Origin of the sequence: Arthrobacter sp. NA-172 (assembly GCF_043952055.1) — a bacterium.
Taxonomy (GTDB): Bacteria; Actinomycetota; Actinomycetes; order Actinomycetales; family Micrococcaceae; genus Arthrobacter.
Genome location: NZ_JBINOT010000001.1, coordinates 589722 through 612288 on the forward strand (window position 1 = coordinate 589722; position 22567 = coordinate 612288).

The window sequence follows — 22567 nt, forward strand, 5'->3', positions numbered from 1 at the left end:
CCCGACACTTACAGGAGCACAAAATGACTCGAAGCATGAAGAGAACCGAACTGATCGGCCGTCGTCAGATACTTGCGACGTCTGTTCTGGTTGCGGCCAGTCTGGCGTTGAGCGCATGCGGCGCCGGCACCAGCACGCCGTCGTCCGGAAGCACCGTGCCGGCCGACACTGGGGCCCCAGCCACCATCACGTTCATGGAGGCAATGTCCTCGGGCGCGCAGAAAACTGCGCTGGCCAAAATGACCAAAGATTTCATGGACAAGAACCCGAACATCAAAGTCGAGTTGCAGGACCAGCCCGACTACGGGACTCTCCAGACGAAAATCAACGCCCAAACCGCGGCAGGAACCCCTCCGACGATCGCCCAGGTCTACGGAAACTGGGCCGATGAATTCGCGGCCAGCCAAGTGATCGTCCCGCTGGATGGTTATGTAGCACAGAGCGATCAGTACAAGACGTTTTTTGAGGGCATCAAGAAGGACATGAAACTCACCGACGGCAAAACTTGGATGTGGCCGTTCAACAAATCCGTGGTGGTCCAGTATTTCAACCCGACCATGGTGCCGGCGGCGCCCAAGGCCTGGGATGAATTCGCTGCGACTGCCAAAAAGGCCTCCACGGGGGGCGCCGTTGCCCTGTCCATGGACCCGGGCAGTTCCTCCGGGCCTGCGGGCGGAACGGCCCTCTTTGAAATCCTGGCCGAGTCGATGGGCGATTCGGTGTTCGCGGCCGACGGCACGCCTCAGTTCACAAAAGACGGGGTCATCAAGGCGATGGACTACTTGGTCCAGATGAAGAAGGACGGATCTTTGGTGCTGGGGACCAACTACCCCGGCCAGGTTGCGCTGGGCGGGGGAACCGGCGCGTTCGACCTGTCTTCAGTGGCCAGCTACCCGTTCAATCTCAAGGCTGTGGGTGACAAGTTCAAGCTCGGTGTGGCGGCGCTGCCCTCGGGACCCAAGGGCACTGCCAACCAGCTGGCAGGTACCAACATTGCGCTCTTCGCCAAGTCCACCGACGCCGAGAAGGCAGCCGCATGGAAATACATGCAGTTCCTGACCTCCCCGGAGCAAATGGCGTTTTGGTCCTCCAACACCGGCTACTTGCCGGTCAGCAAGGCCGCCATGGATCAGCCCGTGTTCAAGGACTACGCTGCCAAGGCACCGTTCGTTACTGAAGCCGCCAACCAGCTCGACTCTGCTACCCCGCTGCCGCCGAAGGCCTGGATCAGCAAGGCCTCCGGCTCCCTGGCCCAGGCAATCCAAGCAGCAGTAAACGGGACCGCGACCTCGAAAGACGCCCTTGCAACCGCCCAGGACTCGGCCATGAAGGCCATGAAGGGTTCCCAGTAACTCAAGTGGAAGCAAGAACACCATCGCCCGTGGGGACTCCCGTCCCGCCAACCCCGCCGGACGCCGGGGCGGAACGCGTGGACAAGTCGTTGCCGTTTACTCGATTCGTTCCGCGGAGGCCACTCCCTGGACGGCGGAGCCTCCGCTTGGGGCCGCTGCTGCGGCCCGTGGCCGCCGTCGCCGTCGGATTCCTGTTTCTGGTTCCCATATTTTGGATGCTGATTACCAGCGTGGCATCAGACTCGGACGTCTTCTCATTTCCGCCCAAGCTTTGGCCTTCGTGGGACTTTTCCAACTACGCCCGGGCCTGGGGCAGCAGCCCATGGCTGACATACTTCGGCAACACCGTACTGATTGCCGGCTGCGTTGTCCTCTTGGTCTTGATCACCTCGCTGCTAGCCGGATTCGCGTTCGCCGTCATGCGATTCCGGGGAAAGGGCATCCTCTTTCTTCTAGTGATGAGTGCCATGATGGTGCCGCAGACCGTTCTCCTGATTCCCAATTTCATCATTGCTCAGAAGCTGGGTTGGTACGACACCTATCTGATCCAGATCGTTCCTTGGGGCGCGTCGGTATTCGGGATCTTCCTGCTCCGCCAATTTTTCCTCACGCTGCCCAAGGAGCTTTTCGAAGCGGCGGAGATTGACGGTGCCGGTCCCGTCCGAATGCTCTTCTCGGTTGCCGCTCCGCTGGCCGCGCCCAGCCTTGTCCTCGTGGCGCTGAACTCGTTCATGGGATCTTGGAACGCGTTCGTCTGGCCGTACATCATGACCAAATCCGATGCGGTCCGGCCCATCGAAGTGGGGCTCCAGGCCTTCTACGGAACCGAAGGCACAGACTGGACAGGACTGTGCGCTGCGGTGTCATTTACGACGCTGCCCATCATCGTGCTCTTTCTGTTCTTGCAGAAGTACTTCGTTACGGGTGCCTACGGGACGCAGGGAAGTGTTCGTGGCTAAAGAAGCAAAACAAAATACACACGAACGGGGCACGATATGACAACGGTTGAATTCTTCGGCGGGATCGGGGTGATCGGTTCCTCCAAGATCATGATCTCGACGCCGGAGGCGCGGGTGCTCCTGGACATGGGACTAGACATCCCCGCCGAACATGACCTCTTTCGGGCACCTGTGCGGGAACGCCCAGGCTTCGAGCTGCGCGACCGCCTTACTGTCGGGTTCGCGCCCGAAATTCCAGGTGTCTATGACCCGTCCCAGCTGGATCCTGGCGCAACTCTGAGCCGGCCCGACCATCGGCCGACGGCCGTCTTCCTCTCGCACGCCCATCTGGACCACGACGGCGCCCTCGGCTTTGTCCGGCCCGATGTGCCAATCTACGCGCACCCGGACACGGCGCTGCTGGAGGCTGCCATCGCGGTGTCCGGGACGGCAGGCCCGGGCAACCAGCCCGAGCTGACCCCCATGACGACGCCGGTTACCGTTGGGGACATTACTGTGGAGGCCGTCCCGGTGGACCACGATGTCCCCGGCGCATGCGGATTCCTTGTTACCACACGCGAGGGGACGCTGGCGTATACCGGGGATCTCAACTTCCACCGTGACGGCGGCCGCCTTAGTCAGGGATTTGTAGAGCGCGTCAGGGGCGTGGACATGCTGGTCACCGAGACCACCATGCTCTCCTTCGACGTTCCCGCAGATGCCAGCGCATGGGAGCCCCGCAGCGAGTCGGCGGTGCTCGATCTGGCCGCGGAGGCCATGACCCGCGCGCCCGGACTGGCATTGGTGAGCATGTACGTACGCGATGTCGACCGCGCCGCGCGCTTCATTGCCCGGGCCGCGGCACACGGCCGCACCCTCGTCTGGCCCGGTCAGGCCGCGGCACTCCTTCACAATATGGGGGTGGAAGGCGTTGTCACGTGGGATGGCTCCCGACCGCAGACCCGCTGTCACACCGAAGCAGTGGCTCGGGCCGAAACCTGTAGCGGCGGAAGCATCCGCACGGTTGGTCTGGAAGCCGTCCGGGACTCACCGTCGTCGTACTTGATTCAACCCGATGTCTCCGACGTCCCCAGTCTTTTGGATCTCCCTCTGGTCGGGCCCTGCCGCCTGAACGGCACGTTCGTGCCGTTCATCCACGCCCAAGGCGAGCCGTTAGGTCCGTTCATGGCAAACTGGTCCACCTACATCGAGTGGCTGGAACGGCTGGACGTCACCTTTGTCGGCGTCGGCTCCTCCGGGCATGCCACGGGTGAAGCGCTGCACAAGATGGTCATGGACATCCACCCGGGTGTCGTCGCGCCGATCCACGGCTTCCGCCCGGAAGCACTCCAGGTCGACGTGCCCAGGCTCGTCCCCGAATACGGGAACCTGTACACCCTCGACGGAAAGACGCTCCCGTAAGCGTTCCTCCGGCGACCCGTTCCACTGATCGAAAGCCTCATATGAGCCCCCACCAATCGGCCACAGCCAAAATCGATACAGCCTACGACTCACCGTTGCCGCTGCTCGTCCTGGACTTTGACGGAACTGTCTGCCAGGGAGACGGGCCGGTGAATGCCTACGCGAAAGCTGCAGCACGTCGGCTCCCAACCGGCTTCAGCCAACCGTTGCTCGACGCCTTGCAACGGTTCCTGGACAACGAGCCGGGCTCCCGCGCCTATCCGGACGGATACGCCGCCGTCCAGGACCTTTTCGGTTCACATCTTCCGGCCGATCAGCTCAGTGCCGCGTTTGCCGAGAGCCGTCAGCGCATGGCGGCCGGGAAGGTGGAGATAGCCCCCGCCCCCGGCCTCCCCGGGTTCCTCGACAGCCTCAGCGGCAGCGTGCTCCGGGTCCTTGTGACCAACGCACCTCCAACCGGCGTGCTCGAGAGCATCCGGACGCTCGGCCTCGAAAAACTTATCGACGTAGTGACACCGAACGCAGGCAAACCCGACGGCTTCCGCACCCTGTTGCCAAGGATGCTCCGCCACCGCTCACGTCGCCGGATACTCAGCGTCGGCGATATCTGGGAAAACGACATCCGGCTGCCACTCGCAGCCGGATGCGCCACGGCCTACATTGATCGCTTCAACTACCCGAGCGGGCCGTCCAATCTGCGAGGCCCCGACTTCCCGGACCTGTATCCGGGCATCACGGCGTGGGCGGAAAATCCGGACCGATTCCATGAAGACTACCCGGCGTGGCCGTCAGAGGTTGCCAGGGACGCACAGGGGGCCACGCGCGCCTGACCGTTCCCTGGGTGGACGAACAACCCGGCCGCCTGACCAGCGCGGATGCATGGCTAAAGCAATACGTTCCGATGATCACCTCCTCACCGGCGTTCCGCCAGAACGGGGTCCTGGTCATCACCTTCGACGAATCCGATAGCTGAACCCCTTCGGACTCGACGTCTACAACGCAAAACTCTAAGCCGCAACAACGAAGTGGCGCGCAGCTACGCTGCCCGCCACTTCGTCGAAGAAAACCAAAAAACCTAGGAACTAACTGCTAATAACTAAAAACCTTAGAACTCCCAGTCCTCATCCTCAGTATTAACAGCCTTGCCGATCACATAGCTCGAACCGGAACCCGAGAAGAAGTCGTGGTTCTCGTCCGCGTTCGGTGACAGGGCCGAGAGGATGGCCGGGTTCACGTCGGTGACGGAGGCCGGGAACATGGCCTCGTAGCCGAGGTTCATGAGGGCCTTGTTGGCGTTGTAGTGCAGGAACTTCTTGACGTCCTCGGCCAGTCCGACGCCGTCGTAGAGGTCGTGGGTGTACTGGACTTCGTTCTCGTATAGCTCGAAGAGCAGTTCGAAGGTGTAGTCCTTGATTTCCTGGCGGCGCTCCTCGGAAACCTTCTCCAGGCCCTTCTGGAACTTGTAGCCGATGTAGTAGCCGTGCACTGCCTCGTCGCGGATGATGAGGCGGATGAGGTCTGCCGTGTTCGTCAGCTTGGCGCGGGAAGACCAGTACATGGGCAGGTAGAAGCCCGAGTAGAACAAGAACGATTCCAGCAGCGTGGAAGCTACCTTGCGTTTGAGGGGATCGTCGCCCTGGTAGTAATCCATGACGATCTGGGCTTTCTTCTGCAGGTTCTCGTTCTCGAGGGACCAGCGGAAGGCATCGTCGATCTCCTTGGTGGAGCACAAGGTGGAGAAGATGGACGAGTACGATTTCGCGTGCACCGACTCCATGAAGGCGATGTTGGTGTACACGGCCTCTTCATGCGGGGTGATCGCATCCGGAATCAAGGAAACGGCACCAACCGTACCCTGGATGGTGTCCAGCAGGGTCAGGCCCGTGAACACGCGCATGGTGAGCTGCTGCTCGTCCGGAGTCAGGGTGTGCCAGGAACTGGACGTCGTTGGACAGCGGCACCTTCTCCGGCAGCCAGAAGTTGTTGACCAGGCGGTTCCAGACCTCCACGTCCTTATCGTCCTGGATTCGGTTCCAGTTGATCGCTTCGACGTGGCTGAGCAGCTTGACCTTCTCGGTCATTTCGTCCCCTTAACGTATGTGTTCTTTAAGGTAAGCGTACGACGCCGGGCGCTCACCCGGCGTCGTACTCTTCAGTTTTCAGGCGCGGCGGTTGCCGCAAATAATCAACCGATTACGGTTGTCATAGCATGCAGCTGACGCAACCCTCAACTTCGGTCCCTTCCAGCGCGAGCTGGCGGAGGCGGATGTAGTAGAGCGTCTTGATGCCCTTGCGCCATGCGTAGATCTGCGCCTTGTTGATGTCACGCGTGGTGGCGGTGTCCTTGAAGAACAGCGTCAGGGACAGGCCCTGGTCCACGTGCTGAGTGGCAGCAGCGTAGGTGTCGATGATCTTCTCGTAGCCGATCTCGTACGCGTCCTGGTAGTACTCCAGGTTGTCGTTGTCGAGGTACGGAGCCGGGTAGTAGACGCGGCCGATCTTGCCTTCCTTGCGGATTTCAATCTTGGCGGCCACCGGGTGGATCGACGACGTCGAGTTGTTGATGTAGCTGATGGAACCCGTGGGCGGAACGGCCTGCAGGTTCTGGTTGTAGATGCCGTGCTCCATGACCGAAGCCTTCAGCTCGCGCCAGTCATCCTGCGTGGGGATGTGGATGCCCGCGAAGAGTTCGCGGACGCGCTCGGTCTCCGGGGTCCATTCCTGCTCGGTGTACTTGTCGAAGAACGCACCGCTCGCGTAGGTGGAGTTCTCGAAGCCGCCGAAGGTCTGGCCTGTCTCGATAGCCAGTCTGTTCGAGGCGCGCAGGGCGTGGAACAGCACCGAGTAGAAGTAGATGTTGGTGAAGTCCAGGCCCTCTTCGGAGCCGTAGTGGACGTGCTCGCGGGCAAGGTAGCCGTGCAGGTTCATCTGGCCGAGCCCAATGGCGTGGCTCTGCGCGTTACCTTGGGCGATGGACGGCACCGAGTTGATGTAGGACATGTCCGAAACCGCGCTGAGGGCACGGATGGAAGTCTCGATCGAGAGGCCGAAGTCCGGCGAATCCATGGTCTTGGCGATATTCATCGAACCAAGGTTGCAGGAAATGTCCTTGCCAACGGTCTCGTAGCTGAGGTCCTCGGCGTAGATGGACGGCGTGGAAACCTGCAGGATCTCCGAGCACAGGTTGCTCATGGTGATCTTGCCGGCGATCGGGTTGGCCCGGTTCACCGTGTCCTCGAACATGATGTACGGGTAACCGGATTCGAACTGGATCTCCGCGAGGGTCTGGAAGAACTCGCGGGCGCTGATCTTGGTCTTCTTGATCCGGGAGTCGTCCACCATCTCGTAGTACTTCTCGGTGACCGAGATGTCGGAGAACGGCACGCCGTACACGCGTTCGACGTCGTACGGGGAGAAGAGGTACATGTCCTCGTTCTTCTTGGCCAGCTCGAAGGTGATGTCCGGAACCACGACGCCGAGGGACAGCGTCTTGATACGGATCTTCTCGTCGGCGTTTTCACGCTTGGTGTCCAGGAAGCGGTAGATGTCCGGGTGGTGGGCGTGCAGGTAAACGGCACCTGCACCCTGGCGTGCACCGAGCTGGTTGGCGTAGGAGAAGCTGTCCTCGAGGAGCTTCATGACCGGAATAACGCCGGAGGACTGGTTCTCGATCTGCTTGATCGGGGCACCGTGCTCGCGGATGTTCGTCAGCGAGAGAGCAACGCCGCCGCCGCGCTTGGACAGCTGCAACGCCGAGTTGATGCCGCGGGCAATCGACTCCATGTTGTCTTCGATGCGCAGCAGGAAGCAGGAGACCAGCTCGCCGCGCTGGGCCTTGCCGGCGTTGAGGAAGGTGGGCGTTGCCGGCTGGAAGCGGCCGTCGATGATCTCGTCCACCAGACGGCTGGCCAGCTCTTCGTTGCCGCGGGCAAGGTGCAGGGCGACCATGCAGACGCGGTCCTCGTAGCGCTCCAGGAAACGCTTGCCGTCGAAGGTCTTGAGCGTGTAGGAGGTGTAGAACTTGAAGGCGCCGAGGAAGGTCTCGAAGCGGAACTTCTTCTTGTAGGCGCGGTTGAACAGCTCACGGATGAAGTTCATCGTGTACTGGTCGAGGGTCTCGCGCTCGTAGTACTGGTTTTTGACCAGGTAGTCCAGCTTCTCTTCCAGGTCGTGGAAGAAAACGGTGTTGTTGTTCACGTGCTGCAGGAAGTACTGGTGCGCGGCCTCGCGGTCGGCATCGAACTGGATCTCCCCGTTCGGACCGTAGAGGTTCAGCATGGCGTTGAGCTCATGGTACCCGAGACCCTTATAGGCCTCCGGCAACGGCTTCTTGGTTGCCTTGACTGCTTCCACTGCGGTGGCCTGCCCTTCGGACCTGGTTACTTCTGTATCTGCGACAGTCGTGTCCAAAACTTTTCCAATCCTTGATTGACCCGGTCAACATCTTCCGGAGTCCCCATGAGTTCGAATCGATAAAGATGCGGAACCCGGCATTTGGTGGCGATGATGTCTCCCGCCATGCAGTAGTTGTCCGCGAAATTGGTATTTCCCGCTCCGATGACGCCGCGGATCAGTTCCCTGTTCTGCGGGTTGTTCAGAAACCTGATGACCTGCTTGGGCACCGATCCTTCGCCCCCCGTGCCACCATAAGTCGGCAACACAAGAACGAAGGGTTCCAGCGCGATCAGCGGCGCGTCCTTGGCATGGAGCGGGATGCGTGCCGCGTCGACGCCGAGCTTCTGGACGAAGCGCTTGGTGTTCTCAGATGTGGAGGAAAAGTAGATGAGGTGACTCCGGGTGCTGACGGCCTCAGCCATTGCGTGAGCAGGTGCTGTTGCCAGCGCTGCCATGGGAGTCACCTCGACTACATTGGAATACTTGAAAGATCTAGGCCTGTTGAAAGATCTAGGCCACGGAAGCGGCAGCCAGTGCCAGCTCTTCGATCTTGTCCGGACGGAACCCTGACCAGTGATCCTGCTCGGTCACCACGACGGGAGCCTGCATGTAACCCAGAGCCTTCAGGCGCTCAAGGGCCTCGGCATCCTGGGAGATGTCAACGCTCTGGTAAGCGATGCCCTTTTTGTCCAGTGCACGGTAGGTTGCGTTGCACTGCACACAGGCCGGCTTCGTGTAAACCGTAACGGTCATGGTCCCTGTCCCCTTTGTTGGAGTCTTTGCTCTTCGTTTTGGCAGGCCCCGCCGGTTCTGGTTCCGACTTTCCGGTGCTGGCCCGCTGGCTGCCAAAGCAGCCAAACGCTCTATTCAAGTCTTGTGCTGGTTTCCCGCTCAATCCGTAAATCGATACTACATGTAGTGCAAGCGCCTCAGCGGAACCCCAAGATGATGTATTACAAGTATGTCATTTAACGCACCGGTAGTCCACAGGCCACAGGGGTAAAAATGTCCGGAAATCCGCCAAATCCGAAGACGTAATCCACACCCTGTGGACTACTTAGCCACATTTAATCGCCAGCGTGTCGCGTAGGTCCCGGCGTGTCGCGGCATCCGGAAAACACCGTGCCCTGAGTCACCAGCCACGTCGCGAACGGCACGGCAGGCAGCCGCGGAGACTGAACTCACACAGTTATGCTGGCTTCCACGGTCTTTCGGCCGGCATCAAGCCTAAGGATCACTGATGGTCAACCTCCTCCACTTGCGGACACTCCTTGAAGTCACAAGGCTCGGTTCCTTCGCAGCGGCTGCCACGCGGCTCGGCTACACCGCCTCAGCCGTATCCCAACAGATGGCAGCGCTGGAACGGGATACCGGCGTCGAACTCTTCCACCGCTCAGCGCGCAGCGCGGTTCCCACCGAAGCCGCCGTGACCATGGTGCGCCACGCGTCCAAAGTGCTCACAGACGTCGAGACCTTGCTGGCCGCCGCATCGAGGCATACGGACTCCCCCGTCCAGGAGCTGCGGCTCGGCATCTTCCCTAGCCTGGCCACCTACGTCCTGCCGGACATCCTCCGGAACCCGCGCTGGAAAAAGCTGGGCATTGAACTCCGCGTGTGGGTTGCCGAACCGTCCCAAACGATTCAAGGGCTGCGCAGCGGCGGCGAACTGGACCTGGCCTTGGTGTACCAGGTGGGCCAGTCCGGACTCGCCTGGCCGCACACCCTGGACCGGCAATGGATCGGCGACGACGACTTCCGGGTAGTGCTGCCCGCGTCCTGGGGCATCCGGGAGGACGCCGAAATGCAGGCTTCGCAACTCTCCGACATGCCTTGGATCATGCATCACCCGGGCACCAGCGACGCGGTGGTAATCGAACGCCTGTTTGCAAGTTGCAATCTGCACCCCCGCGTCGTGGCCTACAGTGACGACTTCCACGCGAGCCTCGAGATGGCGGCAGCGGGGCTTGGTGCCGCGCTGGTACCTGAACTGGCACTGCGGCACCGGCCACCCGGCGTCGTGGTTCTCGATGTCCCGGACATCCGGCTTGCGCGCAATGTGTTCGCGCTGCTCATCAATGAAAAGCGCACCGCTCAAGTGCAGCTCTTCACGGAGTTGCTGGCCGACACGCTGCACGGGAGCGCGGCAACGGTCAGGGCCGGCGGCCCTGGGACAACAGGCGCCGGCGGCACCGCCAGTACGCCCAAACCAACGCAAAAGTCAACGCCTAAGCCACGCGGCTGAATTCTTCCAGGATGCTGGAACACGCCGCTTGTTTGGGACTATCTTGAAGACATGAGCAAGGTAGCGAGCAAGCATTTTGGGGACATCGAGCTCAACCACGGGCGGGAGCACTGTTACGTGGCTTCGCACGAGCTCGCCGGCAATCCCCTCGAACTGGACCTGAACGTCACGGCCCATGACCACTTCGACGAGAAGGCGCTCCACAAGGTGGACTACCGCCTCAGCTACCTCTCCGAGTTGGTGGATCAGGTCCGGGACATGATTGCCGAGGAGCTGGACCAGGACGGCACCAACTCCCAACAGTTCCTCCACTTCCACTGCAGCCAGCTCAAGGAAGAGCAGTTGGAAGCAGTGTTCGGCGTCCGCGAAAAGACGCAGCTCACCAAGGACGTGTTCCTCAGAGCCCTGAAACTAGGTCATGTGGCGATCTACCCCGGCCAGCCGGAGCGCTACTTCGTCCTGGATCTTCACCCTGGGCTCGCACTTCACCGACGAGCTCCTGGTGGTCGCGGCGGACGAGGACGGCGTGGTGGACGACGAAATCCTTTGGGAGTCCTGAATCCATCGGTGATTAAACTACCGACGGCGGCCGGCCACCTTTCGAGGTGACCGGCCGCCGCCGTTTGTTTCTAGGTACTACTTGGCTGCTTCGAGCAGGCTGGCGCGGACCGTCTTGGTGGCCTTGACCAGGTTGCGCAGGGACTCTTCGGTCTCGACGTAACCACGGGTCTTCAGGCCGCAGTCCGGGTTCACCCAGAGCTGGCGGGATGGAACGTGCTTGACGGCGGTGGCCAGGAGCTCGGTGACCTCCGCCTCGCCCGGAACGCGCGGCGAGTGAATGTCGTAGACGCCCGGACCAACGCCGCGGCCGAAGTGGTGCGCCTCTAGGTCGTGCACAACCTCCATGCGGGAGCGTGCCGCCTCGATGGAGGTGACGTCGGCGTCGAGGCCGTCGATCGCGTCGATGATCACGCCGAACTCCGAGTAGCAGAGGTGGGTGTGGATCTGCGTGGCGTCGGCGGCACCGGCGGTGGACAGGCGGAAGGAGTCTACCGACCACTTCAAGTAGGCAGCGTGGTCAGCCTTGCGCAGCGGAAGGAGTTCGCGTAGTGCTGGCTCGTCCACCTGGATGACCTTGATACCTGCGGCTTCGAGGTCTGCGATTTCGTCACGCAGCGCAAGACCGACCTGGTTGGCGGTTTCGCCCAGCGGCTGGTCATCACGGACGAAGGACCAGGCGCAGGATGGTGACCGGACCGGTGAGCATGCCCTTCATCGGCTTGCTGGTCAGGGACTGTGCGTATTCCGCCCAGGCAACCGTGATGGGGGCGCTGCGGGTGACATCTCCCCAGAGGATGGACGGACGGGTGCAGCGGGAGCCGTAGGACTGGACCCAGCCGTGCACCGTGACATCGAAGCCTTCGAGGTTCTCGGCGAAGTACTGGACCATGTCGTTGCGCTCGGGCTCGCCGTGCACCAGGACGTCGTAGCCGAGCTCTTCCTGAAGGTCCACGACGCGCTTGATCTCGTCCTTCATGAGCTGCTCGTACTGCTCGTTGTTCAGCTCGCCCTTGTTGTTGCGGGCGCGGGCGGAACGGATTTCCGAGGTCTGCGGGAAGGAACCGATGGTGGTGGTGGGCAGCGGCGGCAGGTGCAGTGCTTCTTCCTGGGCAGCTTCGCGGACCGAGTACTCGGAGCGGTTGAAGTCGGCCTCGGTGAGAGCGGCAGTGCGGGCACGGACATCGGCACGCTGGACGCCTTCGGCAGTGGCGCGGGAGGCGATCACAGCGGAGGCTTCGTCGATGGCGGTCTTTGCGGAGGCCGGGTCAGCCAGGTAGTCGGCGAGGGTCTTGACCTCCACGGCCTTCTGGTCGGAGAACGCGAGCCAGCTACGCAGCTGTTCGGAGAGCTGGGTTTCCTCTGCGGTGTCGTGCGGGACGTGCTGCGTGGAGGTGGAGGTGCTGACAGCGATCTTGCCGGCAGCTGCCTTCAGTTCGTCCAGCTTCGCCGCGGAGACCGCGAGGTCGTTGCGCCAGATGTTGTGGCCGTCGACGACGCCGGCAACCAGGGTCTTGTTGCCCAGGCCGGCCAGGGCTGCCGCGGACGGGACCGCACCCTTGAAGACGTCGATGTGCAGCGCGTCGATGTTGGTCGCAGCGAGCGTTCCAAGCTGGCCATCGAGCGAGCCGTACGGGGTGGAAACGAAGAGCTGCGGGCGCTGGGCGGCACCGGAGAGTACCTCGTAGGCGCGGGCAACGGCAGCCTGGATCTCGGCGGCCGGGGTGTCCTGGTCGAACAACCAGGGCGGGCTCGTCCAGCTGGATCCAGCTGGCGCCGGCGGCGGCCAACTTACCGAGGAGCTCAACGTAGACCGGGAGGATGTCCTCGAGGCGGGACAGCGGAGCGAAGCCGGCGGGCGCGTCATCCGAAGCCTTGGAGAGCAGCAGGTAGGTCACCGGGCCAACGATGTAAGGGCGGGTCTCGATGCCGTTGGCCAAGGCGAACTCGAACTCTTCAACCTTGCGGGTGGAGGCGAGGGTGAACTCGGTCTCCGGGCCGATTTCCGGGACGAGGTAGTGGTAGTTGGTGTCGAACCACTTGGTCATTTCCAGCGGCTGCTGTTCCTTGTTGCCACGAGCCAGCGTGAAGTAACCGTCAATGTCCAGCTGGCCCTCTGCGTTGAGGAGCTTGCCGAAACGGGCCGGAACGGCGCCAAGGTGCGCGGTGGCGTCCAGGCCCTGGTCGTAGTAGGAGAAAGTTCCCGGAACGGCAGCGGCTTCGGTGAGCCCGAGTTCCTGCAGACGCTTGGCGATGGTCAGCTGGATGTCCTTGGCGGCAGTGTCAAGGGCTGCTGCGTCGATCTTGCCGGCCCAGTACGCCTCGATGGCCTTCTTGAGTTCGCGACGGCGGCCGATGCGCGGGTAGCCGAGGAGGGACGCGGAGGGGAATGCGGTGTTCTGTTCAGTCATCGGAGTTTCCTTGGGCAGTAGGTGCAAATCGTTGATGTTTAGGGGTTCGCGGAACAGGTGGTTGTTCAGCTGACGAGTTCTTGGCGGCGGGCGATGGCGTTGAGCCGGCTGGCAGGCCGGGCCGGGCGGGGCAGCGCAAGTTTGTCCAGGACGTCCAAGGCACACCCGTGCTCATTGAAGGTGTAGAGGTGAATGCCCGGAGCGCCTGCTTGGAGCGCCGCGTTGGCCAGGTCCACCGTGGCTTGAACGCCGATCTTGCGACGTTCGGCGTCGGTGTCCGCAGCAGCCAGCCGTTCGATGAGTTCCGGTGCCGGTTCGACGCCGGTGAGCTCGCCAAGGCGCTTGAGCCGGCGGAGGCTCGTCAGCGGCATGACCCCGGGAATGATCGGGATAGTGACTCCAGCACGCCGGGCACGGGAAATCAGGTCCGCATACTGCTCGGTGTGGAAGAAGACCTGCGTGATGGCGAAATCCGCGCCTGAACGCTGCTTCGCGAGCAACACCTCGACGTCGTGCTCTACGCTCGGGGACTCCGGGTGGCGGGTGGGATAGGCGGCCACGCCAACGGCGATCTTGCCTGCGCACAGCAGGGCCGAACGTCGCTGCTCCACACGGCGGATCAATTCGATCAGGTCCTGGGCATAGCGCAACGAACCGCTGACGGGCTGCCCGCTGTCCTTAGGCAGGTCGCCGCGCAGGGCAAGGATGCCACGCACGCCGTTGTCCAGGAGTTCGCCGATGATCTCCGCCAGCTCCTGCGGGGTGTTTCCCACGCAGGTCAGGTGGGCCAGGGGCCGGAGCGTTGTTTCCAGGAGCAGCCGGTTGATGAGTTCGACGGCGGTGTCCCGGTTGGAGCCGCTGGCGCCGTAGGTGACGGAGACGAAGTCCGGATCTGTGGCCTCAAGCTCGCCGATAGTGGTCCACAGCGATTCTGCAGCAGCCGGGGTGCGTGGCGGGAACAGTTCGTAGGAGAGGGCGACGGGAGCGGCGCTACTGAGGTTCGGATGAGTGTCGATGAGGCTTGGTGGTGACATTTGCGTCCTTGGCTGTGTGTCAACGGGCCTGCGTTCACGGACTTGAAAAACAGGTCCGTTGATTGCAGAATCGGTGAATTGAGTTTGGGATACACGCAACGAACTCCAGCAGGGCGCAGCCGCGACTGTTACGCCTGGAATGAAGTTGTCCGTGTGCAAATGTCAGGCCCACATGGGGGCACCCACACCCTCCTGCCTGCCCTCGAGAGGCAGATCCGGCGGAGGATCGCTGACACGTTACCGCGGTAACTTGTCTACGACTCTAGAACGGGGCTCCGGGCGCCACAAATCACCCGCCGAATTAAGACGCAGTTTTACGCCACATTTCGCCCGATTTCTGAAGATTGTTCGTTTGACCGTTCACCACGATTTAGGCCGCGAGCAGTATGCCACCGGGCCCCCGACGCAAGCCCTCCCCATGACGGTCCAGCAGGACTATTCTTTTGCCATGATCCAGCTTCCCGCCAGTTACCAGGAGTACCTCGCAGGCAAAGAGGAAAGATTCGTCCAGACCGTCCGCCCCATCCTCATGCAATCGGCCGCGGACCAGCTTCACGGTGTCCGCGTGGTCTACAACCACAGCGGCCACCAAGCGCACCTGGACGACTCCATCCCGTACGGCACCATTGTGGAGGACATCGATTAGTTCGCGGCGCTCCGGCGATGCGGACACCTGCTCCTCGTCGGGCGCCGGGTCCTGCTGTTCAGCCTTTGATCGCCCCGGACAGTGCAAACGCGTTGCCTGAGCCCCTCGCCACGACGGCGTAGAGGACAAGCACCGGCACCGAATACAGAATGGAGAACGCGGCGAGTTCCCCATAGGCGATCGCCCCGTGCTGGCCGAAGAAGCTGAAAACCGAGACCGCAGCCGGCTGCTTGGCCGCAGACAACAACAGGATGAACGGGACGAAGAAATTTCCCCAGGCTTGGATAAAGACGAAGATGAACACCACGCCCAGGCCTTGACGCATCAGGGGCATGACGATTCTCCGCAGTGTGGCCAGCCCCGAGGCGCCGTCCATCCAAGCAGCCTCCTCCAGCTCCAGCGGCACTGAGTCCATGAAGTTCTTGGTCATCCAGATGGCCATGGGCAAGGTGGTGGTCGCCATGAAGAAGATCGTGGCCGGCATCGAGTCCAGCAACTGCAACTGCACGAACAGTCCATAGACCGGCACCATGATTGCCGTGACCGGAAGGGACGTGCCGAACAGGATTGCATACAGGAAGGGCTGGTTGAATCGCGACTGGTAGCGGGACAACGGATAAGCCGCGAGGACGGCCGCTGCCAGGTTGACCACCGCCGTTCCGGCAGAGAGCACGAAGCTGTTCGCCAACGGCTGGAAGAGCAGCTCCGGCGTCAGGACGGCTGCAAAATTGGCGAACGACGGCGGCTGCGGCCACTGCGTCTCGTATCCGGCATGCGGGTCAACGGACGCAAGTAACAACCACGCGAGGGGCAGCACGAAGCACAAGCCGATCACGGCCAAAGCTGCGTTGGCAGCCAAGCGGACCCGGGGCCGCGCCCCGGTCATCGCCGTCGTACGCTTCCCTGTCACCAGCGGCGCGCGGCGCAGCGACGTCATGCTTTCGCCCCGCGGAGAAGCCTGATGTACACGGCGCCGAAGACCATGCCGATAAGGATCAAGACCGAAGCGATCGCGGTGCCATAGCCAATATCCCCAAGCTTGAAGGCTTCCTGGTATGCCAATACCGGCAGCGTGGTGCTGGCGTTGGAGGGACCGCCCGCCGTCATGACCCAGATGAGGGTGAAAACGGCGAGAGTCTGGAGGGTGATCAGCATGAGGTTGGTGGCGATGCTTCCCCGGATGATCGGCAGGGTGATGTAGGCGAGCCGCTGCCAGCCCCGGGCGCCGTCCATGAGGGCAGCTTCGGAAATGTCCCGCGGCACCTGAGAGAGGGCGGCCCGGTAGACCAGCATGGAGAACGCGGTGCCCCGCCAGATATTGGCGAGGATGATGGCGGCCATTGGGAAGGCATAGAGCCAGTTGGCACCTTGGATACCCAAGGCCCCCAAGAGCTGGTTCAACGTACCGTCCTGGCTGAAATATGCGTATGCCGCGAAAGCAGCCACAATCTCAGGCAGTACCCACGATGCGACCACCGCTGTACCCACCCATGACGCCGTGGCTCCGCCGGATTTGGTCATCAGGAGGGCGATGGCCATCCCCAGGGCGCTCTGTCCGAGGATCGCGGACACGGCGACGAAAACCACCGTCAGCCACGCCGAAAGCGGGAAGACCGAATCGGTCAGCATCCGGACATAGTTGTCCGCACCGATCCACTGCGGGTCCAGGGCGCCCTTGCCGGATAGCGCTGAGTTGGTAAAGGAGGCGTAGAAGGACCATGCGACAGGAGCCAGCAGGAAGATGGCAAGCAGCAGGATCGAGGGCGCTACCGGCAGCAAGCGGAACCGGCGACGCAGCGAACTGCGCCGCACGGTGCCGGGCCCCATTGTGCGGCGTAGGGTGCGGCTCAGGTTGCGGCGTAGGTTGCGGCGGCGCGGATAGTCAGGGACTGCCATGCGTCATTTCTGCATGACCTTGGCGTCGCCCACGAGTTTCTTGACCGAAGCGTCATACTCGGCGGCGGCCTGGGCTGGGCTCTGTTTGCCGGTGATGACGGCCTCCGTGGCCTGCTGCACGGCGAGGGAGATGGCCGGGTAATCGGCGGTTGCCGGCCGGTAGTGCGTCACGCCCACCAGTGTGGAGACGTCCTTCACGAACGGGTTGGCCGCTTGGTATGAGGGATCGGCGGCAACGTCGGTGCGGACGGCGATCTGCGAGTTATTCATGTCGAAGGCCAACGCGTTCTTCTTGTTCAAGGCAGTGGTCAGGAACTTGAAGGCGAGATCCGGGGCCTTGGTCTTCGCGCCGACGGCGAGCGTCCACCCGCCGGACATGCTCACGCCGCCGGGATCCTGCCCGTACTGCGTCGGGAAGCTCGCCACGGCCATATCCTGCGTGTAGCCGGGCCATTCGTAGGAACCGCCTTTTTGCCAGAACGACGGCGCGTAGGAACCTTCCACGGTGGCGCCCATCTTGCCTTGCGGCAGCCACTCGCCAAAGACCTTTTTCCACACATTGGAATCGAGTGCCTGCGCCGGCGTCACGGCTAGCTTCTCGTCGTAGAGGGTCTTCAGGAATTGGAGCGAATCGGCGAATCCCTTGGATCCCACCACCCACTTCTTATCTGTTTCCGAGTACAAAGAGCTTCCCGTTCCGTAGAGCAACTCGTAGAAGCTCTGCATCACGGTTCCTTCGCCGGTGCCTTTTCCTGCGTACATGTTGAACGGCACCACCCCCGGATCCGCGGCCTTCATCTTGCGGGCCGCCGTCAGGATGTCATCCCAGCTTTTCGGCTGCCAGGGCAAGGCGATGCCGGCCTTCTGGAGGACGGTCTTGTTATACCAGATTGCCCTGGTATCGGTGCCGAGCGGCACGGCGTAGATGCTGCCATCGTCACCGCGCCCCGCAGCCTTGGCGCCCTCGTTGAATTTGCTCCACTCCTCCCAGCCGGCCAATTGGCTGTCGAGTTTCAACAGGTACCCGGCGTCGACGTCGGAACGGACCTTGAAGGTGTCCTCGTAGAAGACGTCCGGAGCGGTGGCCGGTGACCGCTGGGCCAGCGCGAGCTTGGTGCCGTAATCGTCGTCGTTCGCTTGGATAGGTTCCAGGTCCACAGTGACACCCGCGTTTGCCGCTTCGAATTCCTGTTTGGCGTCCGTGAAGACCTTGTCCAGCGCGGTGAAGGAATCCGTTTTTTGGTACACGATCTTGATGGTGTGTTTGTCATTGGCTTGCGGTTGGGTGGCAGAACAAGCGGCCGAGGCCAAAAGGCCTATTACCCCTAGCGCTGCTGCTCCGATCCGGACTGGGCGACGCATGACGCTCCGATCTTCAAGCGGCTGCAGCCCCCCACACTTCAGCTGGCCCAGCCTGTTACCGATATTGACAGGTACTGCCCTGCAACGCAGGACGTCGTGGAAAGCCTCAGCCTTCCAACAGGAGCCGCTGGGCGCGCGGCGCAAGGGTATGTTCCAGGACAAGGCAGGCAGCGCCGATGGCACCAACGTCCTCCCCTACCCCGGTCCCGACAACTTCGATGCCGTGGATGCTGTTGGCGGCGCTGCTGGCGGCGAGGAGGGCGGGGACGCGTTCCAGGAACCGTTCGGACATTCGGCCCCAGAACGGACCTCCGAACACAACGCGTTCGACGTCGAGCGTGTTGGCGACCACCGCGACAGCGCGGGCAACCAGCACTGCCGACTTGTCGATGATAGCGATGGCCCGTTCGTCGCCGGCATCAGCGGCATCGCACAGGCGGGTAAAGCCCTCCTGAACTTCCGGGCCCTCCGTCCCCTTGCGATCACCGTTCAGGACACCTTGCGCCTCGGCTTCGGCTACCAGGACCTGCGGGATGCAGGAAGACTTGACGCACCCACGCAGGCCACAATCGCATTCTGGGCCGTCGGGGTCCACAATGATGTGGCCGATTTCGCCGGCGTTGCCTGAAGTTCCACGGACCACTTCGTCGTTCAGGACGATTCCGCAACCGATGCCGGTACCCATATACATGAAGATGAAGCTTCCCGTACCGCTCGCTCCGCCTGCCCATGTTTCCGCGACAGCCGCACTGGTGACGTCCTTGTCAACGAGGGTCTCCAGCCCGGTGGCTTCGGCAAGGCCGTCCCGCAACTGCACTCGGTCCCAACCCACCAGGAGGGGTGGATCGACAACAGTACCCTCATCGAGGTCTATGGGGCCCGGCGCGGCCACGCCAAGTCCCGCGATCTTGGCTGAATCGACACCGGAGTCCTCGATCAGCGCCTTGATTTCCTCCGCGATGGCAGCGATGACGCGCTGCGGATTGCTGCCGGCCGGGGTGGGAATCCGGGAGTGCTTGACGACGTCGCCCACCAGGTCCAGGACCACCGAGGTGATGACTGCAGGATCAATGTGGACGCCCACCGCGTACATTCCCGAAGGATTCAGGCGCAGTATGGTGCGGGGTTTGCCCGGACCGCTGCCTTCCTTGCCGGCCTCGATAATGAGTTGCTGGTCAAGCAGGCGGCGAGAGATATTGGAGATGGTCTGCGGCGATAGGCCAACAATTTGGGCAAGCTCCACCCGGCTCAGCCCACCCGATGAGCGCCTGATAGCGTCGAGAATGACGGTCAGGTTGAAGTCCCCCATGCGTGGCAGATTGGTTCCGCGCCTCGGAGTCGGCTGGCGGATCTCAGTCACGGATTCCCCTAAAATCATTCGAATAATGCTGTTGCATTTGCATCGTACGGCACCCATGCGTGTCCCGGTATGCCCACACGCAGGTCATGTGGAACCGGCACCAAAATTGCGGAGGGAGAGGCCTGACATGGCATTGATGCCGCGCGCGGAGCTGGATGTCACCGCGGGGTTGGTAAGGAGCTTGCTCAAGGAGCAACTGCCCATGCTGTCAGGCCTTCCCTTGAAGCTGGTGGCGAACGGTTGGGACAACGTCATCTACCGCCTTGGCGAGGAGTGGGCCATCCGCTTGCCTCGGCGGGAGCCGGCAGCACAGTTGGTACTCCATGAACAGCGGTACCTCCCTACGTATGCCCGGCGCTCCCCGGTACCCGTTCCCTCACCTATTCATTCAGGGCTGCCATCTGCCGATTATCCGTGGCATTGGAGCGTCACTGCCTGGTTGGAAGGACTTTCCGCGGCCCGGGTGCCCCAGACGTCACGGAATGCGGCGGCCGAGGACCTGGCCGGTTTCCTCATCGCCATCCATGTGCCCGCCGCACCAGGCGCGCCAGTCAACCCTGTCCGCGGGGTGCCTTTGGATGCCAGGTCCGACGCGGTCACGGACCGGCTCAACGGTTCCGGCCGCTATCCGCAGGCCTCAGCGTTGAGGAAGATCTGGGCCGAGGCCTGCGCAGCCCCGCCATGGGACGGACCTGGTCTGTGGCTGCATGGAGATCTCCACCCCGCGAACATCCTCCTGCGGCCGGACGGCCGGCTCGCTGCTGTCCTCGACTTCGGGGACCTCGGCGCCGGGGATCCCGCCGTCGATCTCGCCGTCGCATGGTTGATGTTCGACGCCGGTGCGCGTCACCGCTTCATGGCGGCCTTCGGGAATGCGGTTGATGCGGGTACGGCGGTTGATGCTGCTACGTGGGCCCGGGCCCGCGGCTGGGCGGTGGTCCTGGCGACGGCGATGCTCAGTTTCTCGGATGACAACCCGCAGATGTCGGAGATCGGGCGCTTCGGCGTCGAACAGTTGCTGTCGGAGCTGTCCTGAGGCCTAACGCTTGATGCTGCGCGTCACCGTGAATTTTGGGTTCCGGCCGATTTCTGTGCTGGGCCCGATCAGCCGTTCCAACCCGGCGCGATACTGCAGGTGACTGTTGTAGACAGTCCAGAGTTCCCCGCCGGAAGCAAGGACCCGGGCGGCCGCCTCGAACATCTTTGTTGCCGCGCCGGCGTGGACGCTGGCGCCGAGGTGGAACGGTGGGTTCAGCAGGATGAGATCCGCGCTGCCTGGTTCGAAGGAGGACATGGCGTCGTCCTGGACCACCGTGACTCGATCTGCCAGCCCATTTGCCGCGGCCGTTGCCCTGGCGGATGCCACTGCCGCGGCCGACTGGTCAGTCGCCGTAACGCGTGCCTCAGGCCGGCTCCGCGCGTACATCGCAGCGAGGATGCCCGTCCCGCAGCCGAGGTCAACGGCGTGGCGGGCGCCGGGAATCCTGTCCATGAAGCTCAAGAGGAAGCGTGTGCCGATGTCCAGTTTGGTGCCCGAAAACGCAGCGCCGTGCGCGCAAACCGTCACGCCGAGCTCGTTGTTCCGTTCCGAAACCGGGAAGGGCGGCGGAGTGGCAGGACGCCTGGGCCCGGTGGCAAGCAGTACCCGTGACTTCCGCTGCGCGAGCTGCGGCTGCACGGACTCAAAGCTGCCTTCCAGGACGGCGTTCATGCCCAGTGACATGTGCTTGACGCGTCCACCGGCCAGCAGGACGGCGCCTGGCGCCGCAAAGCGGGCGACGGCGTCGGCGATCTCTTCCAGTTCGGCGAGTGACTTCGGCAACTGCATGATGACTAGTTGGGCGCCGTCGAGCAGTTCTTCTCCCAGCTCGAACGGTTCAAAGCGGCCGGACAGCCCTGCCGCCTCGGCGTTCCGCTGGAGCGCGAGCCTGCCGGCGAAGAGGTCTTGGGTCACCTTGACGTGCCCGACGCCGAGAGCCGCCCCAGCGCCCAGGGTCAAGGCTCCGTAGCGGTCGCCGATCACTGCGACGCGGGTCTCCGGATCGAGGACGTATTCTGCCGCGGTCTCGAGGAGCAGCCGGTCGGTGGCGTCGAAGGCTTGCAAATTCTCAGCTTCGACATCGGGGAACCGGCGCAGACCACCAAATAATGAGTCAAAGTCCAATTCATCAAGCTCAAATGGGGTCACGCTGAACTCGGGCCTTCTTTCGCTTCTGGGCCCACCGGAGCGGTCCGGGGCCTTGCGACAATCTATCCTTCACGGGAACCCTCGACAACACGGGGGTGGCGGAGGATGGTAGAGATTGCAAGTATCGACCGTCTGCCCACTGCCCACGACCAGCGCACCCACCGCTAGCCAGCAGCTCAGACACCAGGGTCCGCTGCGCAGAACGAGCCAAGGTTGCGGATCTGGAACAACAGGCTCCCACCCCTTGTGAGCAGACCATGAGTGTTAATGTCGTCACGCAGCTTGAAGTAAAGTCGCACAATTCCCCTGACGAAACGCGGCGTCCAGACAAAACCGTGCTGGACATCGTCACTGTCGGTGACTACACTATCGGCCGCCTCAGCTTCGAGCCGGGCTGGACGTGGGCGGATTGCATCAAGCCCGTGGTCCAGACCGATTCCTGCCAGCTCAACCACGTGGGCTTCTGCCTGGCTGGCGCCCTCGAAGTCGAGACGGAGGACGGAAAGAAAATCAGCATTTCCAAAGGAGATTCGTACACCATTCCACCGGGGCATAATGCCAGGGTCATAGGCGACGAGACGTACTCAGCCATCGAGTTCGTCAGCGCGGCAGAATACGGTATCAAACCCGAGGAATAGCCGGGCAAACCGAAGATTACATTGACAACGAAAAATACCCCGCTCGAATGAGCGGGGTATTTCTTTCAGTGAGCGTACTGCAAGCCTATTCGAACCGTCCGACGATAGTTGTTTCCGGTAGGTCT

18 protein-coding genes and 3 pseudogenes are annotated in these 22567 nt (G+C 62.3%); 10 read left to right on the forward strand and 11 right to left on the reverse strand.

Features of this window, described 5'->3' with window-relative positions; all coding sequences use genetic code 11:
- The first annotated feature begins 35 nt into the window (after positions 1-35).
- Genes ACF0H6_RS02955 through ACF0H6_RS02975 form a run of 5 tightly spaced genes read left to right on the forward strand, consistent with a single transcriptional unit; the run spans position 36 to position 4685 of the window.
- The gene (locus ACF0H6_RS02955; protein WP_395248399.1) at positions 36-1352 is read left to right on the forward strand and encodes an ABC transporter substrate-binding protein; all 1317 of its coding nucleotides are present in this window, start codon (positions 36-38) and stop codon (positions 1350-1352) included.
- A 29-nt stretch (positions 1353-1381) separates the two neighbouring features.
- Positions 1382-2311: a carbohydrate ABC transporter permease gene (locus tag ACF0H6_RS02960; protein WP_395248400.1), complete on the forward strand. Its 930-nt coding sequence runs from the start codon at positions 1382-1384 to the stop codon at positions 2309-2311.
- Positions 2312-2347: 36 nt separating this feature from the next.
- Entirely contained in the window at positions 2348-3712 is a 1365-nt protein-coding gene (locus ACF0H6_RS02965) for an MBL fold metallo-hydrolase (protein ID WP_395248401.1), read from the forward strand.
- 41 nt (positions 3713-3753) lie between these two features.
- Positions 3754-4542 (forward strand): HAD family hydrolase, encoded by a 789-nt coding sequence (locus tag ACF0H6_RS02970; RefSeq protein WP_395248402.1) that lies wholly within the window; start codon positions 3754-3756, stop codon positions 4540-4542.
- Positions 4543-4553: 11 nt separating this feature from the next.
- A complete protein-coding gene (locus ACF0H6_RS02975; protein WP_395248403.1) occupies positions 4554-4685 on the forward strand; it encodes a hypothetical protein in 132 nt (43 codons plus the stop codon).
- Between the two features lie 132 nt (positions 4686-4817).
- Here ACF0H6_RS02975 and nrdF read toward each other — a convergent pair.
- The 4 genes and pseudogenes from nrdF to nrdH form a co-directional block, all read right to left on the reverse strand.
- Positions 4818-5793 (reverse strand): annotated as a pseudogene (gene nrdF, locus ACF0H6_RS02980) (class 1b ribonucleoside-diphosphate reductase subunit beta).
- Between the two features lie 121 nt (positions 5794-5914).
- Positions 5915-8035 (reverse strand): class 1b ribonucleoside-diphosphate reductase subunit alpha, encoded by a 2121-nt coding sequence (nrdE, locus tag ACF0H6_RS02985; protein WP_395249858.1) that lies wholly within the window; start codon positions 8033-8035, stop codon positions 5915-5917.
- A gap of 56 nt (positions 8036-8091) precedes the next feature.
- Positions 8092-8562 carry a class Ib ribonucleoside-diphosphate reductase assembly flavoprotein NrdI gene (nrdI, locus tag ACF0H6_RS02990; RefSeq protein WP_395248404.1) on the reverse strand — a complete coding sequence of 157 codons (471 nt, stop codon included), beginning with the start codon at positions 8560-8562 and terminating at the stop codon, positions 8092-8094.
- A gap of 55 nt (positions 8563-8617) precedes the next feature.
- Positions 8618-8860, reverse strand: coding sequence for a glutaredoxin-like protein NrdH (gene nrdH / locus ACF0H6_RS02995; RefSeq protein WP_028267421.1), 243 nt, complete (start codon positions 8858-8860; stop codon positions 8618-8620).
- A gap of 487 nt (positions 8861-9347) precedes the next feature.
- Between nrdH and ACF0H6_RS03000 the strand changes: the two genes are divergently transcribed.
- Complete coding sequence (locus ACF0H6_RS03000) at positions 9348-10349, forward strand: LysR family transcriptional regulator (protein WP_395248405.1); 1002 nt, start codon at positions 9348-9350, stop codon at positions 10347-10349.
- A gap of 51 nt (positions 10350-10400) precedes the next feature.
- A pseudogene (locus ACF0H6_RS03005) lies at positions 10401-10908 on the forward strand (DUF2004 domain-containing protein).
- Between the two features lie 77 nt (positions 10909-10985).
- On the opposite strand, the pseudogene metE reads toward ACF0H6_RS03005, so the two are convergent.
- Together metE and ACF0H6_RS03015 are read right to left on the reverse strand one after the other, a co-directional pair.
- Positions 10986-13318 (reverse strand): annotated as a pseudogene (gene metE, locus ACF0H6_RS03010) (5-methyltetrahydropteroyltriglutamate--homocysteine S-methyltransferase).
- Between the two features lie 65 nt (positions 13319-13383).
- Complete coding sequence (locus ACF0H6_RS03015; protein WP_395248406.1) at positions 13384-14352, reverse strand: methylenetetrahydrofolate reductase; 969 nt, start codon at positions 14350-14352, stop codon at positions 13384-13386.
- Between the two features lie 448 nt (positions 14353-14800).
- Between ACF0H6_RS03015 and ACF0H6_RS03020 the strand changes: the two genes are divergently transcribed.
- The gene (locus ACF0H6_RS03020) at positions 14801-14998 is read left to right on the forward strand and encodes a hypothetical protein (protein WP_395249859.1); all 198 of its coding nucleotides are present in this window, start codon (positions 14801-14803) and stop codon (positions 14996-14998) included.
- 58 nt (positions 14999-15056) lie between these two features.
- Here ACF0H6_RS03020 and ACF0H6_RS03025 read toward each other — a convergent pair whose 3' ends face one another.
- The 4 genes from ACF0H6_RS03025 to ACF0H6_RS03040 all read right to left on the reverse strand — a co-directional run bounded on the left by ACF0H6_RS03025 (position 15057) and on the right by ACF0H6_RS03040 (position 19616).
- Positions 15057-15884 carry a carbohydrate ABC transporter permease gene (locus tag ACF0H6_RS03025; protein ID WP_395249860.1) on the reverse strand — a complete coding sequence of 276 codons (828 nt, stop codon included), beginning with the start codon at positions 15882-15884 and terminating at the stop codon, positions 15057-15059.
- A 47-nt stretch (positions 15885-15931) separates the two neighbouring features.
- Positions 15932-16825, reverse strand: coding sequence for a carbohydrate ABC transporter permease (locus ACF0H6_RS03030; protein WP_395249861.1), 894 nt, complete (start codon positions 16823-16825; stop codon positions 15932-15934).
- 72 nt (positions 16826-16897) lie between these two features.
- Positions 16898-18256: an extracellular solute-binding protein gene (locus tag ACF0H6_RS03035; RefSeq protein WP_395248407.1), complete on the reverse strand. Its 1359-nt coding sequence runs from the start codon at positions 18254-18256 to the stop codon at positions 16898-16900.
- A 106-nt stretch (positions 18257-18362) separates the two neighbouring features.
- Positions 18363-19616: an ROK family protein gene (locus ACF0H6_RS03040; protein ID WP_395248408.1), complete on the reverse strand. Its 1254-nt coding sequence runs from the start codon at positions 19614-19616 to the stop codon at positions 18363-18365.
- Positions 19617-19743: 127 nt separating this feature from the next.
- Here ACF0H6_RS03040 and ACF0H6_RS03045 point away from each other — a divergent pair, with 127 nt between their 5' ends.
- Entirely contained in the window at positions 19744-20652 is a 909-nt protein-coding gene (locus ACF0H6_RS03045; RefSeq protein ID WP_395248409.1) for an aminoglycoside phosphotransferase family protein, read from the forward strand.
- A gap of 3 nt (positions 20653-20655) precedes the next feature.
- Here ACF0H6_RS03045 and ACF0H6_RS03050 read toward each other — a convergent pair whose 3' ends face one another.
- Positions 20656-21804, reverse strand: coding sequence for a class I SAM-dependent methyltransferase (locus ACF0H6_RS03050; RefSeq protein WP_395248410.1), 1149 nt, complete (start codon positions 21802-21804; stop codon positions 20656-20658).
- A gap of 257 nt (positions 21805-22061) precedes the next feature.
- Between ACF0H6_RS03050 and ACF0H6_RS03055 the strand changes: the two genes are divergently transcribed.
- On the forward strand, positions 22062-22442 hold the full coding sequence (locus tag ACF0H6_RS03055) for a cupin domain-containing protein (RefSeq protein ID WP_395248411.1): 381 nt from the start codon (positions 22062-22064) through the stop codon (positions 22440-22442).
- The last annotated feature ends 125 nt before the right edge of the window (positions 22443-22567 follow it).

Coding starts and splice junctions, on each gene's coding strand:
- ACF0H6_RS02955 (WP_395248399.1), top strand. CDS start 36: ATGAAGAGAACCGAACTGATCGGCCGTCGTCAGATACTTGCGACGTCT.
- ACF0H6_RS02965 (WP_395248401.1), top strand. CDS start 2,348: ATGACAACGGTTGAATTCTTCGGCGGGATCGGGGTGATCGGTTCCTCC.
- ACF0H6_RS02970 (WP_395248402.1), top strand. CDS start 3,754: ATGAGCCCCCACCAATCGGCCACAGCCAAAATCGATACAGCCTACGAC.
- nrdI (WP_395248404.1), bottom strand. CDS start 8,562: ATGGCAGCGCTGGCAACAGCACCTGCTCACGCAATGGCTGAGGCCGTC.
- nrdH (WP_028267421.1), bottom strand. CDS start 8,860: ATGACCGTTACGGTTTACACGAAGCCGGCCTGTGTGCAGTGCAACGCA.
- ACF0H6_RS03000 (WP_395248405.1), top strand. CDS start 9,348: ATGGTCAACCTCCTCCACTTGCGGACACTCCTTGAAGTCACAAGGCTC.
- ACF0H6_RS03015 (WP_395248406.1), bottom strand. CDS start 14,352: ATGTCACCACCAAGCCTCATCGACACTCATCCGAACCTCAGTAGCGCC.
- ACF0H6_RS03020 (WP_395249859.1), top strand. CDS start 14,801: ATGATCCAGCTTCCCGCCAGTTACCAGGAGTACCTCGCAGGCAAAGAG.
- ACF0H6_RS03025 (WP_395249860.1), bottom strand. CDS start 15,884: ATGACCGGGGCGCGGCCCCGGGTCCGCTTGGCTGCCAACGCAGCTTTG.
- ACF0H6_RS03030 (WP_395249861.1), bottom strand. CDS start 16,825: ATGGGGCCCGGCACCGTGCGGCGCAGTTCGCTGCGTCGCCGGTTCCGC.
- ACF0H6_RS03035 (WP_395248407.1), bottom strand. CDS start 18,256: ATGCGTCGCCCAGTCCGGATCGGAGCAGCAGCGCTAGGGGTAATAGGC.
- ACF0H6_RS03045 (WP_395248409.1), top strand. CDS start 19,744: ATGGCATTGATGCCGCGCGCGGAGCTGGATGTCACCGCGGGGTTGGTA.
- ACF0H6_RS03055 (WP_395248411.1), top strand. CDS start 22,062: ATGAGTGTTAATGTCGTCACGCAGCTTGAAGTAAAGTCGCACAATTCC.